This window comes from Leucobacter tardus, assembly GCF_017583045.1.
Classification (GTDB): Bacteria; Actinomycetota; Actinomycetes; order Actinomycetales; family Microbacteriaceae; genus Leucobacter; species Leucobacter tardus.
Genome location: NZ_JAGFBF010000005.1, coordinates 883,699 through 906,273, shown reverse-complemented (window position 1 = coordinate 906,273; position 22,575 = coordinate 883,699). Strand labels below are relative to the sequence as shown.

The 22,575-nt window shown below is 69.3% G+C and carries 20 protein-coding genes; 8 read left to right on the top strand and 12 right to left on the bottom strand.

All coding sequences use genetic code 11. The features are described from left to right. Nucleotides 1-61 precede the first annotated feature (61 nt). From J4H85_RS11185 to J4H85_RS11175, 3 genes are read right to left on the bottom strand one after another with little or no spacing between them, the layout of a single operon-like run. A complete protein-coding gene (locus J4H85_RS11185; RefSeq protein ID WP_208239646.1) occupies nt 62-2,140 on the bottom strand; it encodes a PTS fructose transporter subunit IIABC in 2,079 nt (692 codons plus the stop codon). A 48-nt stretch (nt 2,141-2,188) separates the two neighbouring features. Next, nucleotides 2,189-3,136, bottom strand: a complete 948-nt coding sequence (pfkB, locus tag J4H85_RS11180; RefSeq protein ID WP_208239644.1) for a 1-phosphofructokinase — start codon at nt 3,134-3,136, stop codon at nt 2,189-2,191. Next, nucleotides 3,133-3,894 carry a DeoR/GlpR family DNA-binding transcription regulator gene (locus J4H85_RS11175; protein WP_208239642.1) on the bottom strand — a complete coding sequence of 254 codons (762 nt, stop codon included), beginning with the start codon at nt 3,892-3,894 and terminating at the stop codon, nt 3,133-3,135. Before J4H85_RS11175 ends, pfkB begins: the two co-directional genes overlap by 4 nt. Nucleotides 3,895-4,042: 148 nt before the next feature. On the opposite strand from J4H85_RS11175, the gene J4H85_RS11170 reads away from it, so the two are divergent. The 4 genes from J4H85_RS11170 (at nt 4,043) to J4H85_RS11155 (ending at nt 8,245) form a co-directional block, all read left to right on the top strand. Then, nucleotides 4,043-4,858, top strand: coding sequence for a DUF1684 domain-containing protein (locus J4H85_RS11170; RefSeq protein WP_208239639.1), 816 nt, complete (start codon nt 4,043-4,045; stop codon nt 4,856-4,858). A gap of 73 nt (nt 4,859-4,931) precedes the next feature. Further along, the gene (locus J4H85_RS11165) at nt 4,932-5,708 is read left to right on the top strand and encodes an ABC transporter ATP-binding protein (protein ID WP_208239637.1); all 777 of its coding nucleotides are present in this window, start codon (nt 4,932-4,934) and stop codon (nt 5,706-5,708) included. Beyond that, nucleotides 5,690-7,282, top strand: coding sequence for a hypothetical protein (locus J4H85_RS11160; RefSeq protein ID WP_208239635.1), 1,593 nt, complete (start codon nt 5,690-5,692; stop codon nt 7,280-7,282). The genes J4H85_RS11165 and J4H85_RS11160 overlap by 19 nt, the downstream gene beginning before the upstream one ends. A 66-nt stretch (nt 7,283-7,348) precedes the next feature. Next, nucleotides 7,349-8,245, top strand: coding sequence for an Lrp/AsnC family transcriptional regulator (locus J4H85_RS11155; protein WP_208239633.1), 897 nt, complete (start codon nt 7,349-7,351; stop codon nt 8,243-8,245). A 6-nt stretch (nt 8,246-8,251) separates the two neighbouring features. Here the strand turns inward: J4H85_RS11155 and J4H85_RS11150 are convergent, their stop codons facing one another. From J4H85_RS11150 to J4H85_RS11140, 3 genes are read right to left on the bottom strand one after another with little or no spacing between them, the layout of a single operon-like run. Continuing rightward, nucleotides 8,252-9,244, bottom strand: a complete 993-nt coding sequence (locus tag J4H85_RS11150; protein WP_208239631.1) for a C-terminal binding protein — start codon at nt 9,242-9,244, stop codon at nt 8,252-8,254. After that, complete coding sequence (locus tag J4H85_RS11145) at nt 9,241-10,863, bottom strand: thiamine pyrophosphate-binding protein (protein ID WP_208239628.1); 1,623 nt, start codon at nt 10,861-10,863, stop codon at nt 9,241-9,243. Before J4H85_RS11145 ends, J4H85_RS11150 begins: the two co-directional genes overlap by 4 nt. A 13-nt stretch (nt 10,864-10,876) precedes the next feature. Beyond that, the gene (locus tag J4H85_RS11140) at nt 10,877-12,235 is read right to left on the bottom strand and encodes an MFS transporter (protein ID WP_208239626.1); all 1,359 of its coding nucleotides are present in this window, start codon (nt 12,233-12,235) and stop codon (nt 10,877-10,879) included. Nucleotides 12,236-12,534: 299 nt separating this feature from the next. Here J4H85_RS11140 and J4H85_RS11135 point away from each other — a divergent pair, with 299 nt between their 5' ends. Both J4H85_RS11135 and J4H85_RS11130 read left to right on the top strand, forming a co-directional pair. After that, a complete protein-coding gene (locus J4H85_RS11135; protein ID WP_208239624.1) occupies nt 12,535-14,025 on the top strand; it encodes an AlkA N-terminal domain-containing protein in 1,491 nt (496 codons plus the stop codon). Beyond that, on the top strand, nt 14,022-14,531 hold the full coding sequence (locus J4H85_RS11130; RefSeq protein WP_208239622.1) for a methylated-DNA--[protein]-cysteine S-methyltransferase: 510 nt from the start codon (nt 14,022-14,024) through the stop codon (nt 14,529-14,531). The genes J4H85_RS11135 and J4H85_RS11130 overlap by 4 nt, the downstream gene beginning before the upstream one ends. A 19-nt stretch (nt 14,532-14,550) precedes the next feature. On the opposite strand, the gene J4H85_RS11125 is transcribed toward J4H85_RS11130, so the two are convergent. Next, nucleotides 14,551-15,810, bottom strand: a complete 1,260-nt coding sequence (locus J4H85_RS11125) for a ferrochelatase (RefSeq protein ID WP_208239620.1) — start codon at nt 15,808-15,810, stop codon at nt 14,551-14,553. A gap of 125 nt (nt 15,811-15,935) precedes the next feature. Further along, a complete protein-coding gene (locus J4H85_RS11120) occupies nt 15,936-16,964 on the bottom strand; it encodes a GTP-binding protein (protein ID WP_208239618.1) in 1,029 nt (342 codons plus the stop codon). A gap of 70 nt (nt 16,965-17,034) precedes the next feature. On the opposite strand from J4H85_RS11120, the gene ykgO reads away from it, so the two are divergent. Both ykgO and J4H85_RS11110 read left to right on the top strand, forming a co-directional pair. Then, nucleotides 17,035-17,157: a type B 50S ribosomal protein L36 gene (ykgO, locus tag J4H85_RS11115; RefSeq protein ID WP_053388021.1), complete on the top strand. Its 123-nt coding sequence runs from the start codon at nt 17,035-17,037 to the stop codon at nt 17,155-17,157. Nucleotides 17,158-17,190: 33 nt separating this feature from the next. Further along, nucleotides 17,191-17,787, top strand: a complete 597-nt coding sequence (locus J4H85_RS11110) for a YdeI/OmpD-associated family protein (RefSeq protein ID WP_208239616.1) — start codon at nt 17,191-17,193, stop codon at nt 17,785-17,787. Nucleotides 17,788-17,817: 30 nt separating this feature from the next. Here J4H85_RS11110 and zapE read toward each other — a convergent pair whose 3' ends face one another. Genes zapE through J4H85_RS11090 form a run of 4 tightly spaced genes read right to left on the bottom strand, consistent with a single transcriptional unit; the run spans nt 17,818 to nt 22,468 of the window. Beyond that, nucleotides 17,818-18,795 carry a cell division protein ZapE gene (zapE, locus tag J4H85_RS11105; RefSeq protein WP_208239613.1) on the bottom strand — a complete coding sequence of 326 codons (978 nt, stop codon included), beginning with the start codon at nt 18,793-18,795 and terminating at the stop codon, nt 17,818-17,820. Next, nucleotides 18,792-19,580, bottom strand: coding sequence for a DeoR/GlpR family DNA-binding transcription regulator (locus J4H85_RS11100; protein ID WP_307863630.1), 789 nt, complete (start codon nt 19,578-19,580; stop codon nt 18,792-18,794). Before J4H85_RS11100 ends, zapE begins: the two co-directional genes overlap by 4 nt. Nucleotides 19,581-19,611: 31 nt before the next feature. Further along, the gene (locus J4H85_RS11095; protein ID WP_208239605.1) at nt 19,612-21,054 is read right to left on the bottom strand and encodes a GntP family permease; all 1,443 of its coding nucleotides are present in this window, start codon (nt 21,052-21,054) and stop codon (nt 19,612-19,614) included. A 43-nt stretch (nt 21,055-21,097) separates the two neighbouring features. Next, a complete protein-coding gene (locus J4H85_RS11090; protein WP_208239603.1) occupies nt 21,098-22,468 on the bottom strand; it encodes a homoserine dehydrogenase in 1,371 nt (456 codons plus the stop codon). Between the last annotated feature and the right edge of the window lie 107 nt (nt 22,469-22,575).

The following is a 22,575-nucleotide window of genomic DNA, read 5'->3' as shown; positions in this document are numbered from 1 at the left end:
TGCGTGGGTCCAGCGTAGCTGGCCGGGCGTTGAACGTGCGAACGTTCGCCGGGTCGGGGTGTCAGACGGTGGCCGGTGCGGCGACCGGAGCCTCCGCGGCCGCCCTCGTCGACGCGCGTCGCGCCGCCATCGCCTTGAGCAGCACGACGAGCGCTGCGGTGATGGCCACGCCGACCGCGAGTGCCGCGACGAAGAGCAGCGGCTGGCCGATGAGCGGCAGGACCCAGATGCCTCCGTGCGGAGCGAGCAGCGTGGATCCGAACAGCATCACGAGGCCGCCGGTCGCCGCCGAACCGATCGTCGAGGCGATGATGATGCGGATCGGGTCGGCCGCCGCGAACGGGATGGCGCCCTCGGAGATGAACGAGGCGCCGAGCAGCCATGCGGCTTTGCCGTTCTCGCGTTCGGGAGCCGAGAACAGCTTCGGGGCGACGGCCGTCGCGAGTGCGAGTGCCAGTGGGGCGACCATGCCGGCCGCCATGACCGCCGCCATGATCTTCAGCTGCGGGGCGTCCATCGCGGTGCCCGCGGCGGACAGCCCGGCGGTGGCGAAGCCGTAGGCGACCTTGTTCACCGGTCCGCCCAGATCGAAGCCCATCATGGCGCCGAGGATCAGGCCGAGCACGAGGACACCGCCGCCGGTGAGACTGTTCAGGCCGTCGTTGAGGCTGGTCATGAGCGCGACGATCGGCCGGCCGAGCACGGTGATGAAGAGACCTGCGGTGACGAGCGACGACAGGAGCGGGATGACCACGACCGGCATGACGCCCCTGACGCCCTTGTGCACCTTCCAACTCGAGATCCAGCGCGCGACGGCACCGGCGAGCAGACCCGTGACGATGCCGCCGAGGAAGCCGGCGTCCATGGTGACGGCGATCGAGCCGCCCACGATGCCGGGCACCAGGCCGGGCCGGTCGGCGATCGCGAACGCGATGTAGCCGGAGAGGATCGGCACGAGGAACCCGAACGAGGCGGACCCGATGACATTGGCGAGCGCCGCCCACGAGGTGAGGCTCGCGGGGTCGAAGTTCTGAGCGATGTTGTACTGGTCGTCGCCCGTGAGGCTGTACTTCACGATCTCGATCGCCCCGTTCTCACCGAGCGCGATCTGCGCGAGCATGAAGGAGAGCGCGATCAGGATGCCGCCGGCGGCGACGAAGGGGATCATGTACGAGACGCCGGTCATGAGCCACTGTCGCAGCCGGGTGCCGAATCCGATTCGCGCGGAGCCGTCATCCTCGGACGCGGATTCAGCACCCGGCGCCGGCTCGGTGCGCGCACGGTCCGGATCCGTCTGCCACGCCACGGCCAGCTCGGCTGCCTGCGCGATGAGCTGCGGACCGTCGGAGATCGCTTTCTTCACGCCGACATCGATGATGGGCTTGCCGGCGAAGCGCGCGCGCTCCTTGACCTCGACGTCGTGGGCGAAGATGACGGCGTCGGCCTCGGAGATCTGCGCCGCGCTGAGCGGAGTCGAACCTGCGGACCCCTGCGTCTCGACCCTGATCTCGTGACCGGCCTCACGCGCGGCGTTCTCGAGCGCCTCGGCGGCCATGTAGGTGTGCGCGATTCCGGTGGGGCAGGAGGTGACCCCGACGAACCGCATCGCGCGCCGATCGGTGGTGACCGGCTGCGGTTCGATGCGTTGCTCGGCGGCGTCGGCGCCCTCGGTGCGCGCGGGGGCCGGCGAGGTGTCGAGCTGCACGTGCTGCTCGACGATGGCGACCACCTCGGCCGGGGTCGCGGCGGCCTGGAGGGCGGCACGGAAGTCGTCGCGCATGAGCGCTCGAGCGAGCTGCGGAAGGACTTGCATGTGCGCGTCGCCGCCGTCTGCGGGGGCGGCGATCAGGAAGACGAGGTGCGCCGGCCCGTCTTTCGCGCCCCAGTCGATGCCGTCGGCGATCCGGCCGAAGACGAGCGAGGCTTCCGAGATGGCGGCGCTGCGGGCGTGGGGGATCGCGATCCCGCCGGGCAGACCGGTCGCCGTCTTCGACTCCCGCTCGCGCACATCGGCCACGAACTGATCGAGATCGGTGCATCGGCCGCTGGCGACCAACTGCGCAGCGAGCGCGCGCGTTGCCTCGTGACGGTCGGAACCGGTGAGGTCGAGCACCACCTGCTCGTCGTTGATGAGTGGCATATCGGGTCCTTTCGATGGGTGAAATCCGTGACGCGGCGCGAAGCCGATTCAGTCGTCGAGGGGGGTGTGGCGGTCGGGCGTGCGCGTGAACTCGACGTGAATGCCGTCGAGGTCGCCTGGCGTCGGTACTTCCGTTCCCGGGAGCCGAACGGCGGCGGCACCCCACCGGACGCCCTGCTCGAGTGCGTCGGCCGCATCGAGGCCCTGGTCGAGACCGGAGAGCAGGCCCGCGAGCATGCAGTCGCCGGCGCCGACCGTCGATACCGGGTCGGTGACGACGGCGCGTGCATGTGCGACCGCTGACTCCGTGACGAGCACCGCCCCGTCTCGGCCGAGACTGACGGCCACGTAGGCGATCCCCAAGCGCACCAGCTCCTGAGCCGTGTCGATGACCGCCCCGAGGGTGTCGAGCGTCCGATCGGTGAGTTCGGCGAGTTCTTCGCGGTTCGGCTTGATGAGTGTCGGTCTCGCGGCAACGGCCGCGCGCATCGGTGCGCCGGAGGAGTCGATGGCGACGAGTGCGCCTCGACTCACCGCGTCGCGCACGAGCCGCGCGTAGAGGTCGATGGGTGCGCCGGGTGGAAGGCTGCCGCAGCCCGCGACCCATGCGCCCGGCGTCGCCCCGGCGAGCGTGGCCGTCATGAGCGACGCGACGTCCGTGTCCTCCAGGTCGGGTCCGGGCTCGTTGAGCTTCGTGGTCGTGCCATCGGGTTCGAGCACGCTGATGTTCATGCGGACGCTTCCGGAGACCTGCACGACGCTCGCCGTGACGTCGGTCTGCGCGAGCAGCGCCTCGAACAGTGCCCCTTCGGGTCCGCCTGACGGCACGACGACCACCGGATCTCCGCCCATCGCGGCGATGGCACGACCGACGTTGACGCCTTTGCCCCCGGGGTCGACGCGAGCGGAAGTTGCGCGGAGCACCTGTCCGCGATCCAGGTCGCGCACGGTGACCGCCCGGTCGACGCTCGGATTCGGGGTGAGTGCGGTGATCATACGGTGACGACTTTCGGTCCGGCCGTACGCAGCGTCTCGGCGACTTCGGCATCGAGACCGGTGTCGGTGATCAACAGGTCGATGTCGTCGAGTGCGGCGAAGCGGTGCAGGTGAGTGGCGGTTGCCTTGCTGGCGTCGGCGACGACCACGGTCGTGCAACAGGCGCGCACCATGGCGCGTTTCGTCGCGGCCTCGGCCTCGTCCGGGGTGGTCAGGCCGCGGGTCGTGTCGAAACCGTTGGTCCCGATGAATCCGACGTCCACGGTCAGTTCGTCGAGTGCCTCGCAGGCCCAGCGGCCGACGGCGGCTCCGGTCGTGGCGCGCACCCTGCCCCCGATCTGGATGAGCGTGATCTCGGGCATCGTCGTGAGGACCGCGCAGATCGCCGGACTGTTGGCGACCACCGTGAAGGGCGTACGCGGAGGGAGCGCCTGGGCGATGGCGAGGGTGCTGGTTCCCGCGTCGAGCAGCAGCGTGCCGCCCTCGGGGAGCTCCTCGAGGGCGCGCTGGGCGATGCGCTGCTTCTCGGCGGCGCGCCGCCCGACACGCTCGTCCATGCCGAGCTCGTGGGTGAGGGCCTCGACGGGGACTGCTCCGCCGTGCATGCGGGTGATGAGGCCGCGTCGCTCGAGCGCCGTGAGGTCGCGGCGGATCGTCTCGGAGGTGACGCTCAGGCGCTCAGCCAGGGCTGCGACTTCGACGCGGCCCTCGGCGCGCGCGGATCCGAGGATCATCTGCTGGCGTTCGGCGGCGTACACACTCACATGATGCCACACAAACGGACATAAGCAAAGCCAAAACAACATTGAGCTGTGCACGCAACGTCGCGTCATTTTCGCCCGATCTTCGCGCGATCGGTGAATGCTGGTCATCACTCCACGTTTTCGATGCGCCCGGGAGGACGACATGCCGCACACCTCTGAACTCACCTTCGCCGACGCGCACAACGCGTGGCACGCGAGTGTGGAAGCGCAGCGCACCGAACCTTTCGGTCCGCTCAGCGCGACTGCGCTGCATTGGATCGGTGCCGAGCCTGAGGAGTTCCCCGATGTTCCGGGCCTCTGGAGCGCGTCGGACGACGGTCGCGTCACCGCGTGGTTCGTCTCTGCAGACGGTGTCACCCTCGACGGCGCAGCCGCGCAGGGCACCGTATCGCTCGGGCCGCTCACCGGAAGCGACGCACGCGTGCTCGAGTGGGGCGATCGCCGCATCGAGGTCGCGGCCCGCGGCGGTCGCATCGCACTGCGGCCACGTGATCCGGGGTCGCCCGTTCGGGTCCGTTACGCGGGGACCGGCACGTTCCCCGCAGACCCCGACTGGGTCGTCACGGCGCGCTACGTGCCGCGCACCCCTGCGACCGTCGAGGTCGATTCCGCCGTACCCGGACGCACGCAGCAGCAGCGCTCTCCCGGTCGCGCCGAATTCACGCTCGGGGAGACCCGGATCGCGCTCACACTCTTCGGAGACGATGCGGCGCCGGCGTTGCAGCTCATCTTCGCCGATGCGACGGGCGCCGACCTCACGTTCCCGGCGGCCCGCTTCGTGCCGGCTGTTCGGGTCGACGCCGAGACCGTGGTGATCGACTTCAATCGCGCCGTGAACCCGCCTTGCGCCTACTCGGCGAGTGCGACCTGCCCGCTGCCGCCACCGGAGAATCGGATCGCCGTGCGCATCGAGGCGGGCGAGTTGCGCCCGGGGCTGCGGAGCCCATCCCGGCCCTGAGCGGCGCTCATCCGCGGCGCGCCCCGGGGACCGCCGCATTGTTCGCACCGAGCCGAAGTGGTGTGATGGAGGTATGACCATGCCAGACGCGTCCCCACCGGTCCTCGCGATCCGCAGCCTCCGCAAGCAGTTCGGCCAGCACGTGGCGGTCGACGATCTCTCGTTCGACGTGCCGGCCGGCACGATGCTCGGGCTGCTCGGACCCAACGGAGCGGGCAAGACCACCACGCTGGCGATGGCGACCGGGCTCCTCCAGCCCGATGCCGGCAGCGCCTGGGTGCTCGGTGCCGATGTCTGGCAGGACCCGGCCGCTGCCAAGGGACGCATGGGGGTACTGCCGGACGGAATTCGCATGTTCGATCGGCTCACGGGTGCCGAGCTGCTGCGCTACAGCGGATTGCTGCGCGGCCTCGGCGAGCCCGAGGTCCGCGATCGCGCGACGGAACTGCTCGATGCACTCGGCCTCGCGGAGGCGGGCAGCACGCTCGTGGTCGACTACTCGGCGGGCATGAAGAAGAAGATCGGTCTCGCCTGCGCCCTGATCCACGCACCGAGGCTGCTGATCCTCGATGAGCCGCTCGAGGCGGTCGACCCGGTGTCGGGACAGACGATCCGCCAGATCCTGCGCGCGTTCGTCGCCGGGGGTGGAACGGTGGTGCTCTCGAGCCACGTCATGGAACTGGTGGAGTCGCTGTGCGACCGCGTCGCGATCCTCGCCGAGGGTCGGCTGCTCGCCCACGGCGACCTCGATGAGGTCCGTGCCGGCGTCAGTCTGCAGCAGCGATTCCTCGACCTCGTCGGATCGCACGACCTGGGGGAGGGGACGCTCGCGTGGTTGCGCTCCTCGTAGGTCTGCGGTGGCGTCAGCTCGGTCATCAGCTGAACCGAAGCCCCTGGTTCATCGTCGGTCTGGTGTTCAGCGGTTTGGTCGCGGTCGGACTCCTCACCGGACTCGCGTTCGGACTCGGCGCGCTGCGTGTGTTCTCGCCCGAACTCGTGGGCCCGATCCTGGTGGTCGTCGGTTCCGTGATCACCGCCGGGTGGTGGATCGGCTCGATCGTGGTGAGCGCCGACGATTCGCTGGCGGCCGACCGGTTCGCGCTGCTCCCCGTCACCGCGCGACGGCTGCTCCCCGGACTGGTGCTCGCCGGCGCGACGACGATCGGCGGGATCGGCACCGCACTCGCGCTGCTGCTCATGCTCGTCGGCTGGTCGGTCGCTCCGGCGGCGCTGCTCGTCGCACTCGTGCTGACCCCGCTCGCGCTCGGTACGTGCGTGCTCGGGGCGCGCGTCGTGAGCGGTCTGCTCGCCGGGTGGCTCGCCAGGCGACGGACTCGCGACTTCGTGCTGACGTTCGGCGTGCTGCTGCTCGCGTCATCCGGCCTGCTGTTCAATCTGCTCGGTTCCCTCGTCGGTCGGCTCGGCGCTCCGGGTGACGCGTTCATCCGGATCGCCGAGGTGCTCGCATGGACGCCAGTCGGGGCCGTGTACGGGGTCTCGTCGGCGGTCGCCGCGGGGGACTGGGGCGTCGGCGTCGGTCGTCTGCTCGTCGCGATCCTCAGCGCCGTCGTGCTGTGGCGCATCGCCGAGCGTTCGCTCTCCCGCCGCCTCATCGACCCCATCGTGAGCAGCGGGGGCGGCCGAGTGCGATCCGGCGGCCTCATCGATCGCGTGCTGCCGGCGACGCCGACCGGTGCGATCGCCGCGCGAACCCTGCGGTATCGTCGGCGCGACCCCCGGCATCTCGTGAATCTCGTCATGCTGTTCGTGTTCCCGCTGCTGATGGTGGCGGTGGTCGCGATGAACAGCCTGAACAGCGGCGGGTGGTCGTTCGGACCGGCCCTCATCCTGCTGCCCGCGATCAACGCGTTCCTGCTCGCGACCGTCATCCAGATGGATCTCGCCTACGACAACAACGCCGTCGCTCTGCACATCGTCTCGGGTGTCAGCGGGGTCGCCGACCGCGCCGGTCGGCTCCTCGGCATGGCGATCCTGGTCGTCCCGCTGCTTGCGATCCTGTGCGTGCTCGCCTGTCTTGTGACGGGCGCCTGGGACCTGCTCCCCGCGAGCATCGGTGCGACGTTCGGGCTCACGCTCGCCGTCGCCGGTGCCTCGTCCGTCGTCGGCGCGGTGCTCCCCGGTCGGGCGCCCCCGCCCGGTGCCAATCCGCTCGGTCGCGGGTCGTCGGGCGGGGCGCAGTCCTTCCTGGCGCTCATCATCGTGACACCCATCGCGCTCGTGCTCGGCGGTCCGGCCTTCGGGTTCGCGATCGCGAGCCTCTGGACCGCGTGGCTCGCGTGGATCAGCCTCGGGTGCGCCCTGGTGCTGGGCATCGCGGCGGTCTGGGCCGGGGTCGTGATCGGCGGGCGAACGCTCGACCGTCGCTGGGCGCGGGTGCTCGCCGAGGTATCGAGCGAAGGGTGACGGGGCCGGCCTCACACGGCGACGATATGCTGTCCTGAACCGAGCGGGCGCGCACGAAGGGGCGACATGGACGATCTGACCGAGCGCATCATCGGGATGCTGCGGCATGACGGTCGGATGGCCTACACCCGTGTGGCTGCGACGCTCGGGGTGAGCCGCGAGATCGTCACCGACCGGGTGCGGGCGCTCATGGAGAGCGGTCGCCTGCGGATCGTCGCGGGCGTGCACCCCGGTGCCGTCGGGCTTCCCGTCTCCGCCCACCTCTCCATCTGGGTCAGCGGTCCGACCCAGTCGGTCATCGACCGACTCGTCGAGTTCGATTCCATGTCGTTCATCTCGGAGGTGACGGGCGCGTTCCAGATCTCGACGGAGACGTGGCTGACCGACACCGGCGCGCTGCGCGAGCAGGTGATCGCGATCCGATCGATCCCGGGTGTCGTCGACGTGCAGGTGCTGATGTTCGACCGAATCCTCAGTAGTTTCTTCGGCGGCACCACGCCGGATCCCGGGGCGATCGCTCTCGATCGGACCGATCTGCAGATCCTCGAGGCCCTGCAGCAGGACGGGCGAGTACCGCTCGGCGAACTCGCGAGCCGAGTGCAGCTCTCACCGAGCGGCACGCGGCTGCGCATGCTGAAACTCATCGATTCGGGGGTCATGAAGATCGGCGCGATCGATCAGCACACGGGGTCGAGCGAAGATCTGCTGCTCGGGTTCGGCATCAAGGTGCTCGACGACGCTCGGGTGATCGCGGCGATCCTGAACTCCGGAGTCGCGGTTGAGTTCTTGGCGCAGACGCTCGGCCGCTACGACCTCAAGGCGACGATCGCGTTCAGCTCGGTCGACCGTTTCCACGGGGTCATGCAGCGTCTCCGCGACGAAGGACTGATCGCGATGTCGGAGACCTGGTTGCACACCCGCATCGTGCTCGAGCAGTACGAGCGGTCCCTCGACGTCGCCTGACGCGGGTCAGCGCGGCTGATTCACCGGGGACTCGGGTGCGTCCGTCTCGTGAAGCGCAACCGCGTTCTGCGCCTGGATCCGCACGTACTCGATCTCGGTGCGCGCCGAGAAATAGGCGATGTGCGGTGTGAGGACGACGTCGTCGCGGCCGACGAGCGGGTGGTCTGCTTCCGGCGGCTCCTGCTCGAGCACGTCGAGCGCCGCACCCGACAGATGACCCCGGTCGAGCGCATCGGCGAGTGCCGCCGCATCGATGAGGCCGCCGCGCGAGACGTTGACGAGCACCGCACCCGCCGGCATTCCGGCGAGGAACTCCGCATCGATCATGCGCTCGGTGTCGGTCGTGAGCGGCAGATGCAGCGACAGCACGTCGCTCTCCGCCCGCACCGCTTCCAGGGATGCGCGCGAGACGCCGAGCCGCTCGAGATCGGCGCGCACCTCAGCGGAGTCGGGCAGGAAAGGATCGAAACCGATCACTCGGCCGAAGAGGGGGCCCGCGAGACGAATGAGTTCGCGCCCGATCTTGCCGAGTCCGACCACGCCGAGCGTGCGTTCGCTCAGCCGGGGCGGGGCGAGACGTGCGCGCTCGTTCCAGGTGCCCGGGGCCGCAGACGCGGTGTAGAACCCCAGCTGACGCACCGAGCTGAGGAGGATCGCCAGAGCGTGCGTCGCGACCTCCTCGGTCGCTGCGCCCGGCACGTTGGTGACCCAGACACCGTGCTCGGTCGCGGCGTCCACGTCGACGTAGTCGAACCCCATCGACATCAACGAGATCAGTCTGAGCTGCGGCAGCGCCGCGATGATCTCGCGCGTGATCTCGGCGTATCCGGGCAGGAGCACGGTGGCGTCGCTCGCTCCCGCGATGATCTCTGCGGCATCGCGCGTACCGAGGATGCGCACCTCGAATCCGTGCGCCTCGAGCAGCTCGATGCCCAGCGAGGGATCGGTGTCGTCGGTGTCGGTGTACACCGCGATGGGCCGCGGGGGAGCGGTGGTCAATTCGCCTCCGAGGTCTCGAACGTCGACTGGTCGATGTGGATCAGCTGCAGCCCGCCGAGGCGTACCGCGTCGGCGACCGCTGTGCGGAGCTCAGAGGCGGTGCCGGCGGCGCGACCGGTGCCGCCGAAGGCGTTCGCGACCGCGACCCAGTCGGGCTGCACGAGATCGACCGCGACGGGCGCGATGCCTGCATCGATCTCGTTCTGCTTGATCTCCTGGTACCCGGCGTTGTCGACGACGATGACGGTCACGTCCTCGCCCTGTTCGACCACCGTGATGAACTCGTTCATCGAGAACATCAGGGCGCCGTCCCCGACCACCACGAACGATGGTCGTGCGGGCTCGGCGATGCGCGCGCCCAGCGCGGCGGGCAATCCGTACCCGAGCGTCGCGTAGGTCGCCATGTACGGGGTCGAATTGGGGGAGGCGACGCGCAACGTGTTCAACAGCCCCCAGTAGGCGATCTGCGACGAATCGGTGGCCACGATCGCGTCGTCGGGGAGTGCGGCGACGATGCTCGTGGCGAGCGCCGAGTTCTCGGCGGAGAGCTCCGCGCACTCGGTCCGGACCGCCGCGAGCGTCTCGGCGACCCCGGCAGCGGCGTCACGGGGAGACCCGTCTCCGAGCGCGGCTCGAATCGCGCGCAGCGTCGCGGCCGCATCACCCACCAGACCGATCGCGGCCGGTTGGTTCTTGTCGATCTGCGATGCGAGCAGGTCGACGCGGATCACCTCGCCGCGGGCCTCGAGGTGCTCGACCCACAGCTCAGCCTCCCCGAGCTTCGATCCGACGATGAGGAGCACGTCGGCATCGCGCGCCCGGTCTCGGGCCGCGGCGAGTCGCAGGTTCGACCCGAGCGACAGCGGGTGCCGTTCGTCGAGCACACCTTTGGCGTTCAACGTGGTGACGACCGGAGCGCCGAGCCGTTCGGCGAGGTCACGCAGTTCGGGCGCCGCGCCGCGCGACCCTCCGCCGGCGAGAATCACGGGATCCTGCGCTGCGCTCAGTAGCCGCGCTGCTCGGCCCACAGCGTCGTCGTCGGCGGGCGGTACCGCCGAGAACGTCCGGGGCGCGATCGCCGAGGGAGCGAGATCGGTCTCGGCCTCGAGCACGTCGAGGGGGACCTCGACGTAGACCGGCCGTGGCCGTGTCGTCGCGAAGAGCTCGAACGCGTCGTGGACCGCCGCGACGGCCTCCTCAGCGGACGCGACGCGACGGCCCCACTCCACGATCGCGGATGCCGCGCTCAGCTGATCCTTCGTCTCGTGGAGGGTGCCGACGTCGGCGAACTCGCTCCCCTGCGCGGGTCCGGGGGCGAGGATGATCATCGGTCGCGACTCGCAGTACGCGGTACCAGCGGCCGAGAGTGCGTTGAGCAAGCCGGGTCCGCTCGTGGTGACGACCACGCCTGGCAGTCCGGTCTGCAGCGACCACCCGTCCGCGCCGTACCCCGCGCCCTGCTCGTGACGGGTCGTCACGGGGCGGATCCCGAGCTCAGCGAGCCCCCGGTAGAACTCGAGGTTGTGCGTCCCCGGGATTCCGAACACCGTGTCGATGCCGTATCCGCGCATCGTCTCCATGACGACCCAGCCGGTCGTGCGCTTCCGCGTGGTCTCCATAGTGGTCGTGAACCTACTTCCCGTCGGGGTGCGTGATGGTGGTCGTGTCGAGACGCGGGGCGAATGATCCGGTCACCGGCGCCTCGTCCGAGTACTGCGGCGCGAAACGCGTGCCGATCACCGCGGCGACCGTCAGGAGACCGAAGAAGCCGACGACCGACCAGAAGTTGTCGCCGGTGACGATCAGCAGCGTGGAGGCGATCGCGGGCGAGAGACCGCCCCAGATCGCCGCGCCGACGCCGTACGACAGCGACATCGAGGTGTATCGCGACTGCGGGCGGAACATCTGCGCCATGATCGCCGAGAGCGGAGCCCACGCACCGCTGAGCGTGACGCGGATGAGGATCACGAAGGTCCAGATGAGTGCGACGTTCTGGTTCTGAATTGCCAGAACCAGCGGGATCATGCAGAAGAACGAGAGGATCGTGCCGAGGTACATGATGACCTTGCGGCCGATCTTGTCGCCGAGGTACGCGATCGGCAGCGTGACGAGCATCTCGACGAACGAGGCGACGGTCATCGCGCCCAGGATGATGGCCGGGTTGAGACCGATTTGCGGGCTGTCCGCGTAGCTCTGCACGAACGTCGTGGCGAGCACGTAGCCGCCGGACGACATCGCGACGATGCAGATGCCCATGACGATGGGGAACCAGTTGTTCTTGAGTGCGAACAGGATCGGCGAGGACTGCTGCTGATCCTCGACCTTCGCCTCGAACACGGGGGTCTCTTCGACGCGGTACCGCACCCAGAAACCGACGCCGATGAGCACGACGCTGAAGAGGAACGGGATGCGCCAGCCCCAGGTGAGCAGCACGTCGTCCCCGAGCGAGGTCAGGATCCAGAACATGCCGGTCGCCATGAGCGCGCCGAGCGGGTTGCCCACCTGGGTGAAGCCCCCGTAGAAGGTCTTCCACTTCGGCGGAGCGCTCTCGACCGACATGAGGCTCGCGCCGCCCCACTCGCCGCCGACCGCGAGGCCCTGGCACATGCGGAAGATGATGAGCAGGATCGGCGCCCAGATGCCGATCACGGCGTACGTCGGCAGCACGCCGACGAGGGTCGTCGCGATGCCCATGAGCAGCAGCGTCATCGTGAGCGCCGGCTTGCGGCCGAGCTTGTCGCCGATGTGCCCGAAGATGACACCGCCGAGGGGGCGCATGAAGAACGCGACCGCGTATGTGCCGAATGAGGCGAGCGTGGCGAGGGCCGGGTCGAGATCGGCCGGGAAGAAGATGCGCGGGAACACGATCGCCGCTGCGGTCGCGTAGACGTAGAAGTCGTACCACTCGATCGAGGTGCCGACGAGCGCGGCGAAGCCGCCCTTCAGCGCGCGTCTATGGGTGTTCGGTGGTGCTGAGGTGGTGGCCGACATGGGGAGCTCCTTTGCTGGGCCAGGGCGTCGTTAGGCGCGAAGCGCGCCACGGACCGACTGTAGGCGAGCGGATCGGACTGCGGAAGTCGTGCGTGTGCGGTGCGCAGGGCCTCGTCCTGCTGATTCGCGCTCCCTGCTTCCAGACCTGCAGCGTGCACGGCACATTCACCGGCTTTCGCTGCTGAGTCGGGCGAGCCGTACAACAGATCGTGCGACTTCAGTTTTTTTCGCGGTTCCGGCCCGACCGTGGTGTCCGATTCCCGCTGATGTGCACCAGGGAGTCGTGACAGGCTAGTCGTATGGCCGAGGCACTCATGACGTTCGACGAGCGCTACCGGGCCGTCGAGGCGCGCGACACCCGCTTCGACGGTCAGTTCGTGACGGGTGTGCGGTCGACCGGCATCTACTGCCGGCCGTCGTGCCCCGCGCGCACGCCGAAACCGGCGAACGTCATCTTCTTCCGCACGAGCGCCGCCGCGCATGAGGCCGGATTTCGGGCCTGCAAACGGTGCCTGCCTGAGGCCGTCCCCGGCTCGCCCGAGTGGAATCTGCGCGGTGACATCGTCAGCCGCGCCATGCGGCTCATCGTCGACGGAACGGTCGAGCGTGAGGGCGTCGGGGGTCTCGCCGCACGACTCGGTTACTCGTCTCGGCACCTCGGCCGATTGCTCGTCGCCGAACTCGGCGCCGGCCCCTTGGCGCTGGCGCGCGCCCACCGCGCGCACACGGCTCGTGCCCTGCTCGTCGGCTCCGACCTGTCGGTCGCCGACATCGCCTTCTCCGCCGGCTTCGGTAGCGTGCGCCAGTGCAACGACACGGTGCGCGAAGTTTTCGGTCTGACGCCGTCAGAGGTGCGGCGTCGGCGCCGCAGCACGGACGCAACACCGGGGTCACTGACGCTTTCGCTGCCGGTGCGAGAGCCCTTCGATGCCGCCGGTCTGCTCGACTGGTTCGCGGCGCGGGCGATTCCCGGGCTCGAGCGGGTCACATCCGAGGGGTACGCTCGGACACTCACCCTCCCTGGCGGTCCCGGGCGGATGGAGGTCTCCCTGGGCGACCGGGTGGGATTCGTCCGACTGCGGGTCACGCTCGCCTCGCTCGCCGACCTCGGTGCGGTCGTCGCCCGAACGAGGCGACTGCTCGACCTCGATGCCGACCCCGTCGCGGTCGACCACGCGCTCACGCGACATGCGGTCCTCGCGCCGATGGTCGCCGCCCGACCGGGAGTGCGAGTGCCTGGCACGATGGATGCGCATGAGACGCTCATGCGCACGATGATCGGCCAACAGGTCTCCGTCGCGGCTGCACGGACCGCGCTCACCCGGCTTGTCGCGTCGCTCGGCGAGCCGCTCCCGACGGTGGTTCCGGCGCACGCGGAACCTGATGCGCCGCGACGCCTGTTCCCCACACCGGCGAAGATCGCCGAGTACGGGCCCGAGGTCCTGCGCGGCCCCCGCGCACGCACGCGCGCTGTCCGTGACGCCGCTGCGGGGCTCGCCGACGGGTCGCTGCATCTCGGTTCGGACGACGACGGCCGTGAGCAGCGCGCGCGTCTGCTCGCGCGCCAGGGGATCGGGCCGTGGACAGCGGATTACGTGCGCATGCGAGTGCTCGGCGACCCCGATGTGCTCCTCACCGGCGATCGTGCGATGCGCGCGGGCGCCGCAGCCGCGGGGCTGCCGACGGGTCGGCGCGAGCTCGCCGCCTGGGCCGAGCGGATCGCCCCCTGGCGCAGCTCACTCACGACCCGACTCTGGAGCGCGACCGCGACTCCCTCAGTGAATCGATGACAGGAGACCCCGTGACCACCGCCACCGTGCAGACCCTCGAAACCCCAGACGGGGCGTTCACCCTCATCGTCGACAGCGGAGCGCGCGTGCTCGCCTCCGGCTGGACGGCCGACGCCGACGCGCTCGTCGTGCGCGTGCACCCCGTGCTGCGGCCGGCCGATCTCGTGCCGGGGCAGACCGCGGCCGGCGCGGCCGTCACCGCGTACTATGCCGGCGATCTCGCGTCAGTCGTGACCGTGCCGGTGCGGCAGCACGGCACTGACCTGCAACTGCAGGGGTGGGCCGAGCTGCGGCGCATCGAGCCGGGGGCGCCCCTGTCGTACGCGGAGTTCGCCGCCCGGCTCGGAAAGCCGTCGGCGGCTCGGGTCGCCGCATCCATCTGCGCCCGCAACGCTCCAGCGCTCTTCGTACCGTGCCACCGCGTGCTGCGGAACGACGGATCCCTCGGCGGTTTCGCCTGGGGAACCCCGGTGAAACACGCGCTTCTCGAGCGCGAGCGCGGGTGACCCCGGCTCGGGGCCGCGCTTAGGGCTGCAGGCCGGCGATCGCCGGCTTGAACCCGAGCCGCGGGTTCTCGCAGCACCCCGGGCGGCACACGTCGAACCAGGGTCCGATAGTCGTCGTATTCGCGCGCTCCCCGACGGGGCGACCCACGACGCGTTCCCGCACGAGGTCGACGAGAGCATCGACGAACGCGGGCTGCACGCCGGGCGTGGGGGTCCGCGTCACCCAGAGTCCGCGAGCGGTCGCCGTCTCGGTGGCCTCGTTGTCGAGGTCCCACATGACTTCCATGTGGTCGCTGACGAAGCCGACCGGCACGATGATGACGGCGGTGCGGTCGGTGAGCCCGTCGATGGCATCGTTGATGTCGGGCTCGAGCCACGGCTGCGACGGCGGCCCCGACCGCGACTGGTACACCAGTTGCCAGGAGATGTTCGGAGCCGCTTCGGCCATCACCTGCTCGGCGACGGCGAGGTGCTGAGCAGCGTAGGCGCCGCCGTCGACATCGGGGAAGAGTCGGGCGCCGGACAGCTCGGCGTCCGCCGATGGGATGCTGTGGGTCGAGAACATCACCTCGATGTCTTCCGGACGATTGCCGGCCTCGATGGCTGCGGCGACGCCGTCGCGGACGCCCTCGGTGAAAGGCTGCACGAATCCGGGGTGCGAGAAGAACTGGCGCACCTTGTCGATCTGCAGATGCTCTTGCAGACCGCTCGCTTCGAGCGCGTCGGCCCAGTCCTCGCGGTACTGCCTGCACGACGAGAACGAGGAGTAGGCGCTGGTCGGAATGGCGATCATGCGGCGCACTCCGTCGGCTGCGGCCTCGCGAAGTGCGTCGTCGAGATACGGCGCCCAGTTGCGGTTGCCCCAGTAGACGGGCAGGTCGATGCCGGCCGCGGCGAGCGCCTTGCGCAGCACGGCGAGAAGTTCACGATTGTGCCCGTTGATCGGACTCACACCGCCGAAGTGGCGGTAGTGGTGCGCGACCTCTTCGAGTCGTTCATCGGGGATCCCGCGGCCCCTGGTGACGTTCCGCAGGAAGGGCAGCACGTCTTCCTGCCCCTCGGGGCCCCCGAATGCCGAGAGGAGCACGGCGTCGTAACGCTGCGGGATCGACGTGTGCTCGGCTCCGGCCTGTGCGGCTCCGGTCGCGTTCGGCACGCGGGCGCCCTCGGCGAAGCACACGCTGGTCGCCGCCGGCGGCTTGATCTCTCGTCGTTCCTGAGGAGCGGCTCGCTCCGGACTCGGAGAGTTCGTGGACGCGCGGTCAGCGGTCGTGCTCATGGCGTGGAGGCCTCCTGTGCCTGTCGTGCACGCGCCGGAACGCGGCGCGGGGGCTGAGGGAAAATGCTCGGTTCCAGTCTAGACCCGCCTCCCTGCGCGGCCGCTCGGGGCGCAGGGGTCGTTCCTCAGTCGCTGCCGTGCTCGGCGGGGGCGCTCCGGGGGAACGGATCGGGGTATCCGGCCCACGCCGCTGGTCCGGCCATGAATTCGTCGTCGGAGAGCGCGACGGCGTCGAGCGCCTGATGGAGGCCGGCCGCATCCAGATCGATTCCGATGCAGGCGAGCGCCTGTCCGGGGTGCGGGAGGTCGGTGTCGCCGGTCGTCTCCGGGAGGTCGAGGTCGAGGTCGGCATCGGGGTCCGCCTCGCGGAATTCAATGGTGCGACCGACGTGATCCCAGTACAGGCCGTGCCGCGGTCGCGTCGCGAAGCGGCAGAACCCGGCAGACCTCACGACGTGACCGTATCGGCCCGCCTCCACGCGGTCGAGGAATGTCTGCAGCCTGCCGGGGTGCAGGGGCCGCATCTGCTCGGTGCGAACCGACGAGACCCGTCGGTCGGTCATGTGCGGGTCTGCATCGCCGTTCAGCGTGCGGACCCAGCCGGCCCGTTGCTGCTCGCGGCGGTACGTGACGGGTTCGATCGCGGCGGTTCCGGGGGACCCGTCGAGGCGCAGGCGCGCGAGCGGGCTCAGATGGCTGATCAGGGCCATGAGCCTGGCCAGGTCGGGAGTGGGAACGGTCTCCCAGTTGACGATGACGATGACCGACGCGAACTCGATCTGGGTGACGGTCAGCAGGGCGCGTGCGGTGCAGTCGAGCATGGCGCCGTTCGCGTCCACCTCGGTGGCGACGAAGTCGTCGGCGGCGAGGTCGTCCAGCAGGTGCAGAGCGTCGGTGACGCACATCACACCGGTCAGGTGCAGCGTTTCCGTCGCAGCCGGGTCGGTGAGCGCGCCGATGATCTCGGTGATCTGCGTCGCAGCGTCGCATTCGATCAGGGCGCGGTCGGTCGCTCCCAGGTCGTCGAGCTGGTCGATGCCGACGCGACTGGCCGAGATCAGGTGCCGTGCACCGGCGCGGGCGAGTTGGTGGGCGAGCCGCCGTCGCTCGGGCCCGCAGACCCCCGTGACCACGATCACATCTGTGCGTTGCATCTCCGCTCCTCTGCTCGGCGATCGTCTGCTACGTTCTTTACTGATAAACGTTATCAATAAGGAGGGTCACATGAAAGTCAGGGCATCGTTGAAGTCGCTGAAGCAGCAGCCGGGTGCACAGGTGGTGCGCCGACGTGGCCGCGTGTATGTGATCAACAAGCAGAATCCGAGATTCAAGGGGCGTCAGGGGTGACGCATCGACGCGGAATCGTGGCATGCTGAGCGCGTGACCGAGCACTCCGTAACCGAACCGCTGATCCTGCGCGATCGCGACGCGTGGCGCGCGTGGCTCGATCATCACGAGGACGACTCCGACGGTGTGTGGCTGCTGCTCGCGAAGCGAGGCGTGACCGATCCCACCGCGCTCGGATACCAGGTGGCCCTGGTCGAGGCGCTCTGCAGCGGATGGATCGACGGTCAGCGACGGTCGCGCGACGAGTCGACGTACCTGCAGCGGTTCACACCGCGCCGGGCGCGATCGGTCTGGTCGCAGCGCAACGTCGAGATCGTGTCGACCTTGATCGCCGAGGGACGGGTGCGAGACCGGGGGCTCGTGGAAGTCGAGCGCGCCCGTGCCGACGGCCGGTGGGAACGCGCCTATGCCGGTCCCGCCACGGCGGAGGTCCCCGCCGAACTCGCGGCAGCGCTCCGCGCCTCACCGCGAGCGCTGCGCGCCTTCGATCGCTTGACCGGCAGTGCACGGTACAGCGTGCTGCACCCCGTCCTCACCGCCGCGACGGAGGCGACACGGGAACGCCGGATCGCGAAGGCGGTCGCCCGTCTCGCAGCGGAGCCGGAATCCGATGACCGACCGGGCGCCTGAGGCGATCCTCGCTGCACGATCGGGCGCCGGTCACGTCAGATCGGTGAGGAGTGACAGCCGGCTGAGGGTGCGTGCGAGATCGACGGGGGGCTCGTCGACGTGCCGCAAGCGACTCCAGTGCGCGGCCGAAACGCCATCGAACGCGACATCGGCGTCGGCGAGGACATCGATGAGCACGCAGAAACGCGCGGCGGTCTGCGGGTCCACCTCGTCGAGGGCCGGAATGCCGGTGACGACGATGCGGCGATGCGCCTCCGCGAGATCGAGGAAATCCCAGGAGCTCCTCGGCGCGATGCAGAGTTCGGCGAACGAGAATGTTGCGGCGTCGCACGCCCTCGGTTCCGCTGCCGTCGCCCGCGCGGTCCAGGTGCTGCTGGAGAAACCGTTCGGTCCACCGGGGCTCGTCGCACGGTAATCGGGTCCCGGGCCCATCTCGATCACGGTGAGATGCTGCTCGATGAGCGCGATGGTCGGCAGGAAGCGGTCGTGGAACTCCGGGTCGGGCAGGAGGGCGCTCGGCGGGTCGTTCGATGTGGCGACGATGAGAATGTCGAGGTTGAGGATCGCATCGAGCGTCCGCGCGAGAAACACGGCGTCCGCGACGTCGTGCACGTGAAACTCGTCGAAGAGCACGGCCTCGTCGCGCGCCAGCATGTCGCTCACGGTTGCTTCGATCGGGCGGCGGTCCGCAACGATGCGCCCGTGCAGCTCGCGGAAGAACGCGTGAAAATGCACGCGTCGCTTCGCCGTGGTCGGAATCGACCGGAAATACGCGTCGGCGAGCATGGTCTTCCCGCGCCCGACGCCGCCCCAGAGGTAGGCGCCGCGGTGGTCCGAGGCGGCGAGTGCTGCCACGGCGCCGCGCTGCTGCGTATCGAGCGTGACATCGCGCCGCTCGACGTCGGCGACGAACGCGCCGCGCGTCCGGGCGGCGAGCGTCGATGCGCGGATCCCGACCGCGAACGGTTCGGCGTCGGTGTCGGAACCGACGACGGGGTCTTCGTTCACGGTTCGCCGGCCTCTTCGAGCCGCACGCCGGCGCTGCGGAGCCGCTGCGACTCCTCGACACCGAGGCCCCAATCGGTGATGACCGCGTCGAACGCGTCGAGCGCGGCGATCCGGTACATGCCGAAGGATCCGAACTTCGAACTCGATGCCATCAGGATCGAGGTGCGCGCCGCGGTGATCGCCGCCTGCTTCACGACCACTTTCGCCTCGGACGGCGTGGTGACGCCGTGGTCGAGGTCCCAGACCGCGGTCGAGATGAAGGCGACATCGATCGCGATCCGGTCGAGCGTGGCCGCCGCGAGCGCGCCCACACTCGACCGGTTGACGCGGTCGACGTGCCCGCCGACGTGGATGATCTCGAGACCGCCGAGTTCCATCGCCTCCATCGCGATCGGAAAGTCGTTGGTGACGACCGTGACGCCGGTGAGCTCGCGCAGGTGCGGGAGCAGTTCCCGCGTGGTGGTCCCGGCGTCGAGATAGACGGCGGTGTGATCCCGTACGCGATCGGCGACGCAGCGCGCCATCGCGAGTTTCTGCTGTCGTTCGACGAGAGACTTCTCTTCGAACGTCGGCTCGCGCGCCACCTGCGAGGCGATGCGCGCGCCGCCGGGCACCGAGACCAGCCGCCCAGCGTCCTCGAGGGCGCCGATGTCCCGACGGACCGTCATGTGCGAGACGCCGAGCAGCTCCGTCAGCTGCGCGACGCTGAGCACCTGATGCGCGCGAAGTTCGCGCAGCAGCACCTCGCGGCGCTGATCCGGGATCATCGAGCGTTCCTCTGGCACGCTGGCCAGCTTAGCCGTCGCCGGAGTCCGGTCACACCACCCCGGTCAGCATGAGCACGTTCAGCACTGCGAAGCCGGTGACGCCCGAGATGAGCGAGGCGACACCGGTCGACCGGATGCCCTGGCCCACGGTCATGTTCGACATCGTCGTGGTGATCCACCAGCCGGATGAGTTCGGATGCTTCATGATCTGCGCGCCGGTGGCACATGCCAGGTAGACCGCGAGCGGATCGAGCCCGAGCGTCGGCAGCAGTGGCTCCATCATCGCCGCTGCGGTCATCACGCCGAGAATGTTGGAGCCGGTGATCGTGCACACCACGGCGGCGACGAGGAACGGGATGATGATCGGCGGCATGTGCGCCGCCTCGATGGCTGCCGCGATGTTCTCGGCGACGCCGGTCTCACGGATGATCAAGGCGAGCGAACCGCCGATACCGGTGAGCGCGAGGAACATCGCCGCCATCCGCAGGCCCTGTTCGACGATGCCGTTGACGACCTTCTTATCGTGCCACTGGCGCCGGAACAGCGGGAGAGCCATGAGGCAGGCGAGGAAGAGCGCGACCGTCGGCGTGCCGATGAAGTCGAGCACGTTCGCCACGAGTGAGTCCCCGAGCAGCGGTGAGACGAACGAGCTGAGCATGATCAGCACGATGGGCGCGAGGATCGGGATCAGCGACTCGGTGAGACCGAGTCCGGCGGTCGGCGTGATGCCGAGTTCGCCCGGTTTGACCGCTTGCGTCTGCCCGGCAGGAGCGGTGTCGACCCGGCGCTCCGACCGCGGGGCGGCGGCGGCACCGGGACCGCGTGTGCCCGCAGTCTCGGCGTCCGACGTGTCGAGGTGCTGGACGTACTCGGCGAGCGGAGCGACCTTCGTGCGGATGGTGAGCAGGTACAGGACGGCCGCGACGATGCCGGGAATGCCGACGGCGAGACCGAAGAGGATCGCCTGACCGAAGTCGACGTCGAGCAGAGCGGCCGAGGCCAGCGGTCCCGGCCCGGGCGGGATGACGGAGGTCATGACGTACGCACCCATGTAGAGGATGGGGCCGAGCACCATCATCGAGCGGCCCGTCCGGGCGGCGATCACGGAGACGATCGGGATCAGCATGACGACGACGGTGTCAGCGACCAGGGGAATGCCGACGATGGTCGACGCGAGCGCGATGCCCCAGGGGATCTTCCGCTTCTTGAAGAGCTGCAGCGCGGAGTCGGTGATGCGCATCGCCGCCCCGCTGAGCTCGAGCATCTTGCCGAGCACGCACCCCCAGATCACGAGCAGACCGACACTGGTGAGCGTGTTGCCGAATCCCTCTTGGACGAGGTCGATCGTGCCCGTGCCCATACCGAGGGCGAGACCCAGCGCGACGACCACGATGAAGAGGGTCGGCACCGGGTGGATCTTGAACTTCGCGATCAGCGTGACGAGCACGGCGATCGCGAGAAAGAACATCAGCAGGATGTAAACGTCAGACATGGTGTGTGCTTCTCGTCTCTGAGATGGTGTGGATGGGAAGGGGTCAGTGCGTCCGCGAGCCCGCGCGTCGCGACTGCTGCCAGGCGTCGAGCAGTGCGGTGGGGCATCCGGTGAGGCGGTCGAGGGTGATGAGCGTGCCCGCCGGGAGGTCCGCGTCGAGCGAGGACATACCCGCGAGGTAGAGCGGAGCGATGTCCGTCGGGGCGTCGTCGATCGCGAGCACCACCGGCGCTACGCCCTCGACGTCGTGATGATGGCCTCCCATGACGAAGGACTCCCCGGCCGAGAACGCGCGGGTGGTGCGTCCGGCGAGCACGGAGACCTGCGTCGGCAGATGCGGGGTGACCGCTCGTCCGTGGCGTACGGCCTCGGTGAGCGTGACCGGGGTCTCGACCCCCATGAGGTGGTAGGGGAGGAAGAGGCATGCGGTGCGACCATCGCGGCTCACCACGTGCCCCTTGCCGCGCAGAATCTCCCAGGTGCGCGGGTCGCCGGTGCGGACGATCGCGAAGACACCTCCCGCGAAGCTGGTCTCACCGGGAAGTCGGAGCGCACTGAACACGTCGAGGTGCCCCGGCTCGGGCAGTATCCCGCCGTGCTCGCGCAGGGCGTAGACGTCGGCGAGTTCGGACGGGCGGACGACGGGGTACAGCATCTCAGGGGCGGCCGACGTGAACCCGGTGTAGTTCGACACGACCGCCATCTCGCACGAGTCCGCGGTGGCGGTGCGCTTCAGCGCGGCGACGGCTTCGGCGCGCGCCGCGAGCGTCGCGGTGAGATCGTCGCCGAGGTGCTGGAGGTCTCCGAATCCTGGTACCGCGATGGTCTCGTCGAGCTGCGTCACCGTTTCGGTCTCGGGGTCGAAGATGAGGTCGTACTCGCTCGACTTGCCGATCGCGATGATATCGAGCCCGTAGGCGCGGAGCCGATCCGTCCACTCGATGAGGTTCGCGGGCTGATCGCCGAGCGCAGGAGTGACGACAGTGCCCTGCGACGCGGCGAGATGCGCGAGGTGCACGCCGGCGAACGAATCGATCTCCTTGCTCACGAGCGTGACGTGGCGTTCGCCCTGCACCGCGTGCGCGGCGGCGTCGAACCCGGCTTCCGGTCGGCCGGTCGCCTCGACGAGGATGTCGTACGAGGCGTGCGGCAGGAGATCGATGCTCGGCACGATGATGATGGCGTCGGGATCCTGCGCCGCGTTCGCGATAGCCTCGGGAGTGTCCGCATCGACAATGCGAGCGGCGGGCACCTGGAGCTCCGTGAGCAGCCCGCGGACCGCTGCGGTATCGATGTCGCAGAGCACTCGCGGCTGGATGCCCGGGGCGCGCTGAGCCAGGAGGGTGCGGCCGTAGTCTCCTGCCGCGCCGGTGAGGGCGTATCGGACGGTGTCAGGTGCGGATCGGTGGGACATGGCGGCTCCAGGGCGGTTGGCGTCGTTGACAAGGCGGGAGTATCGCCGAGGGCGATCACATTACAGTCAAGTTTTTTCACATGAGCGAACATCAATGTAGCATGACG

Excerpts from the sequence above, each read along its gene's own strand:
- J4H85_RS11185 (WP_208239646.1), bottom strand. The coding sequence starts at position 2,140 with ATGCCACTCATCAACGACGAGCAGGTGGTGCTCGACCTCACCGGTTCC.
- pfkB (WP_208239644.1), bottom strand. The coding sequence starts at position 3,136 with ATGATCACCGCACTCACCCCGAATCCGAGCGTCGACCGGGCGGTCACC.
- J4H85_RS11170 (WP_208239639.1), top strand. The coding sequence starts at position 4,043 with ATGCCGCACACCTCTGAACTCACCTTCGCCGACGCGCACAACGCGTGG.
- J4H85_RS11165 (WP_208239637.1), top strand. The coding sequence starts at position 4,932 with ATGACCATGCCAGACGCGTCCCCACCGGTCCTCGCGATCCGCAGCCTC.
- J4H85_RS11155 (WP_208239633.1), top strand. The coding sequence starts at position 7,349 with ATGGACGATCTGACCGAGCGCATCATCGGGATGCTGCGGCATGACGGT.
- J4H85_RS11145 (WP_208239628.1), bottom strand. The coding sequence starts at position 10,863 with ATGGAGACCACGCGGAAGCGCACGACCGGCTGGGTCGTCATGGAGACG.
- J4H85_RS11140 (WP_208239626.1), bottom strand. The coding sequence starts at position 12,235 with ATGTCGGCCACCACCTCAGCACCACCGAACACCCATAGACGCGCGCTG.
- J4H85_RS11135 (WP_208239624.1), top strand. The coding sequence starts at position 12,535 with ATGGCCGAGGCACTCATGACGTTCGACGAGCGCTACCGGGCCGTCGAG.
- J4H85_RS11130 (WP_208239622.1), top strand. The coding sequence starts at position 14,022 with ATGACAGGAGACCCCGTGACCACCGCCACCGTGCAGACCCTCGAAACC.
- J4H85_RS11125 (WP_208239620.1), bottom strand. The coding sequence starts at position 15,810 with ATGAGCACGACCGCTGACCGCGCGTCCACGAACTCTCCGAGTCCGGAG.
- J4H85_RS11120 (WP_208239618.1), bottom strand. The coding sequence starts at position 16,964 with ATGCAACGCACAGATGTGATCGTGGTCACGGGGGTCTGCGGGCCCGAG.
- ykgO (WP_053388021.1), top strand. The coding sequence starts at position 17,035 with ATGAAAGTCAGGGCATCGTTGAAGTCGCTGAAGCAGCAGCCGGGTGCA.
- J4H85_RS11095 (WP_208239605.1), bottom strand. The coding sequence starts at position 21,054 with ATGTCTGACGTTTACATCCTGCTGATGTTCTTTCTCGCGATCGCCGTG.
- J4H85_RS11090 (WP_208239603.1), bottom strand. The coding sequence starts at position 22,468 with ATGTCCCACCGATCCGCACCTGACACCGTCCGATACGCCCTCACCGGC.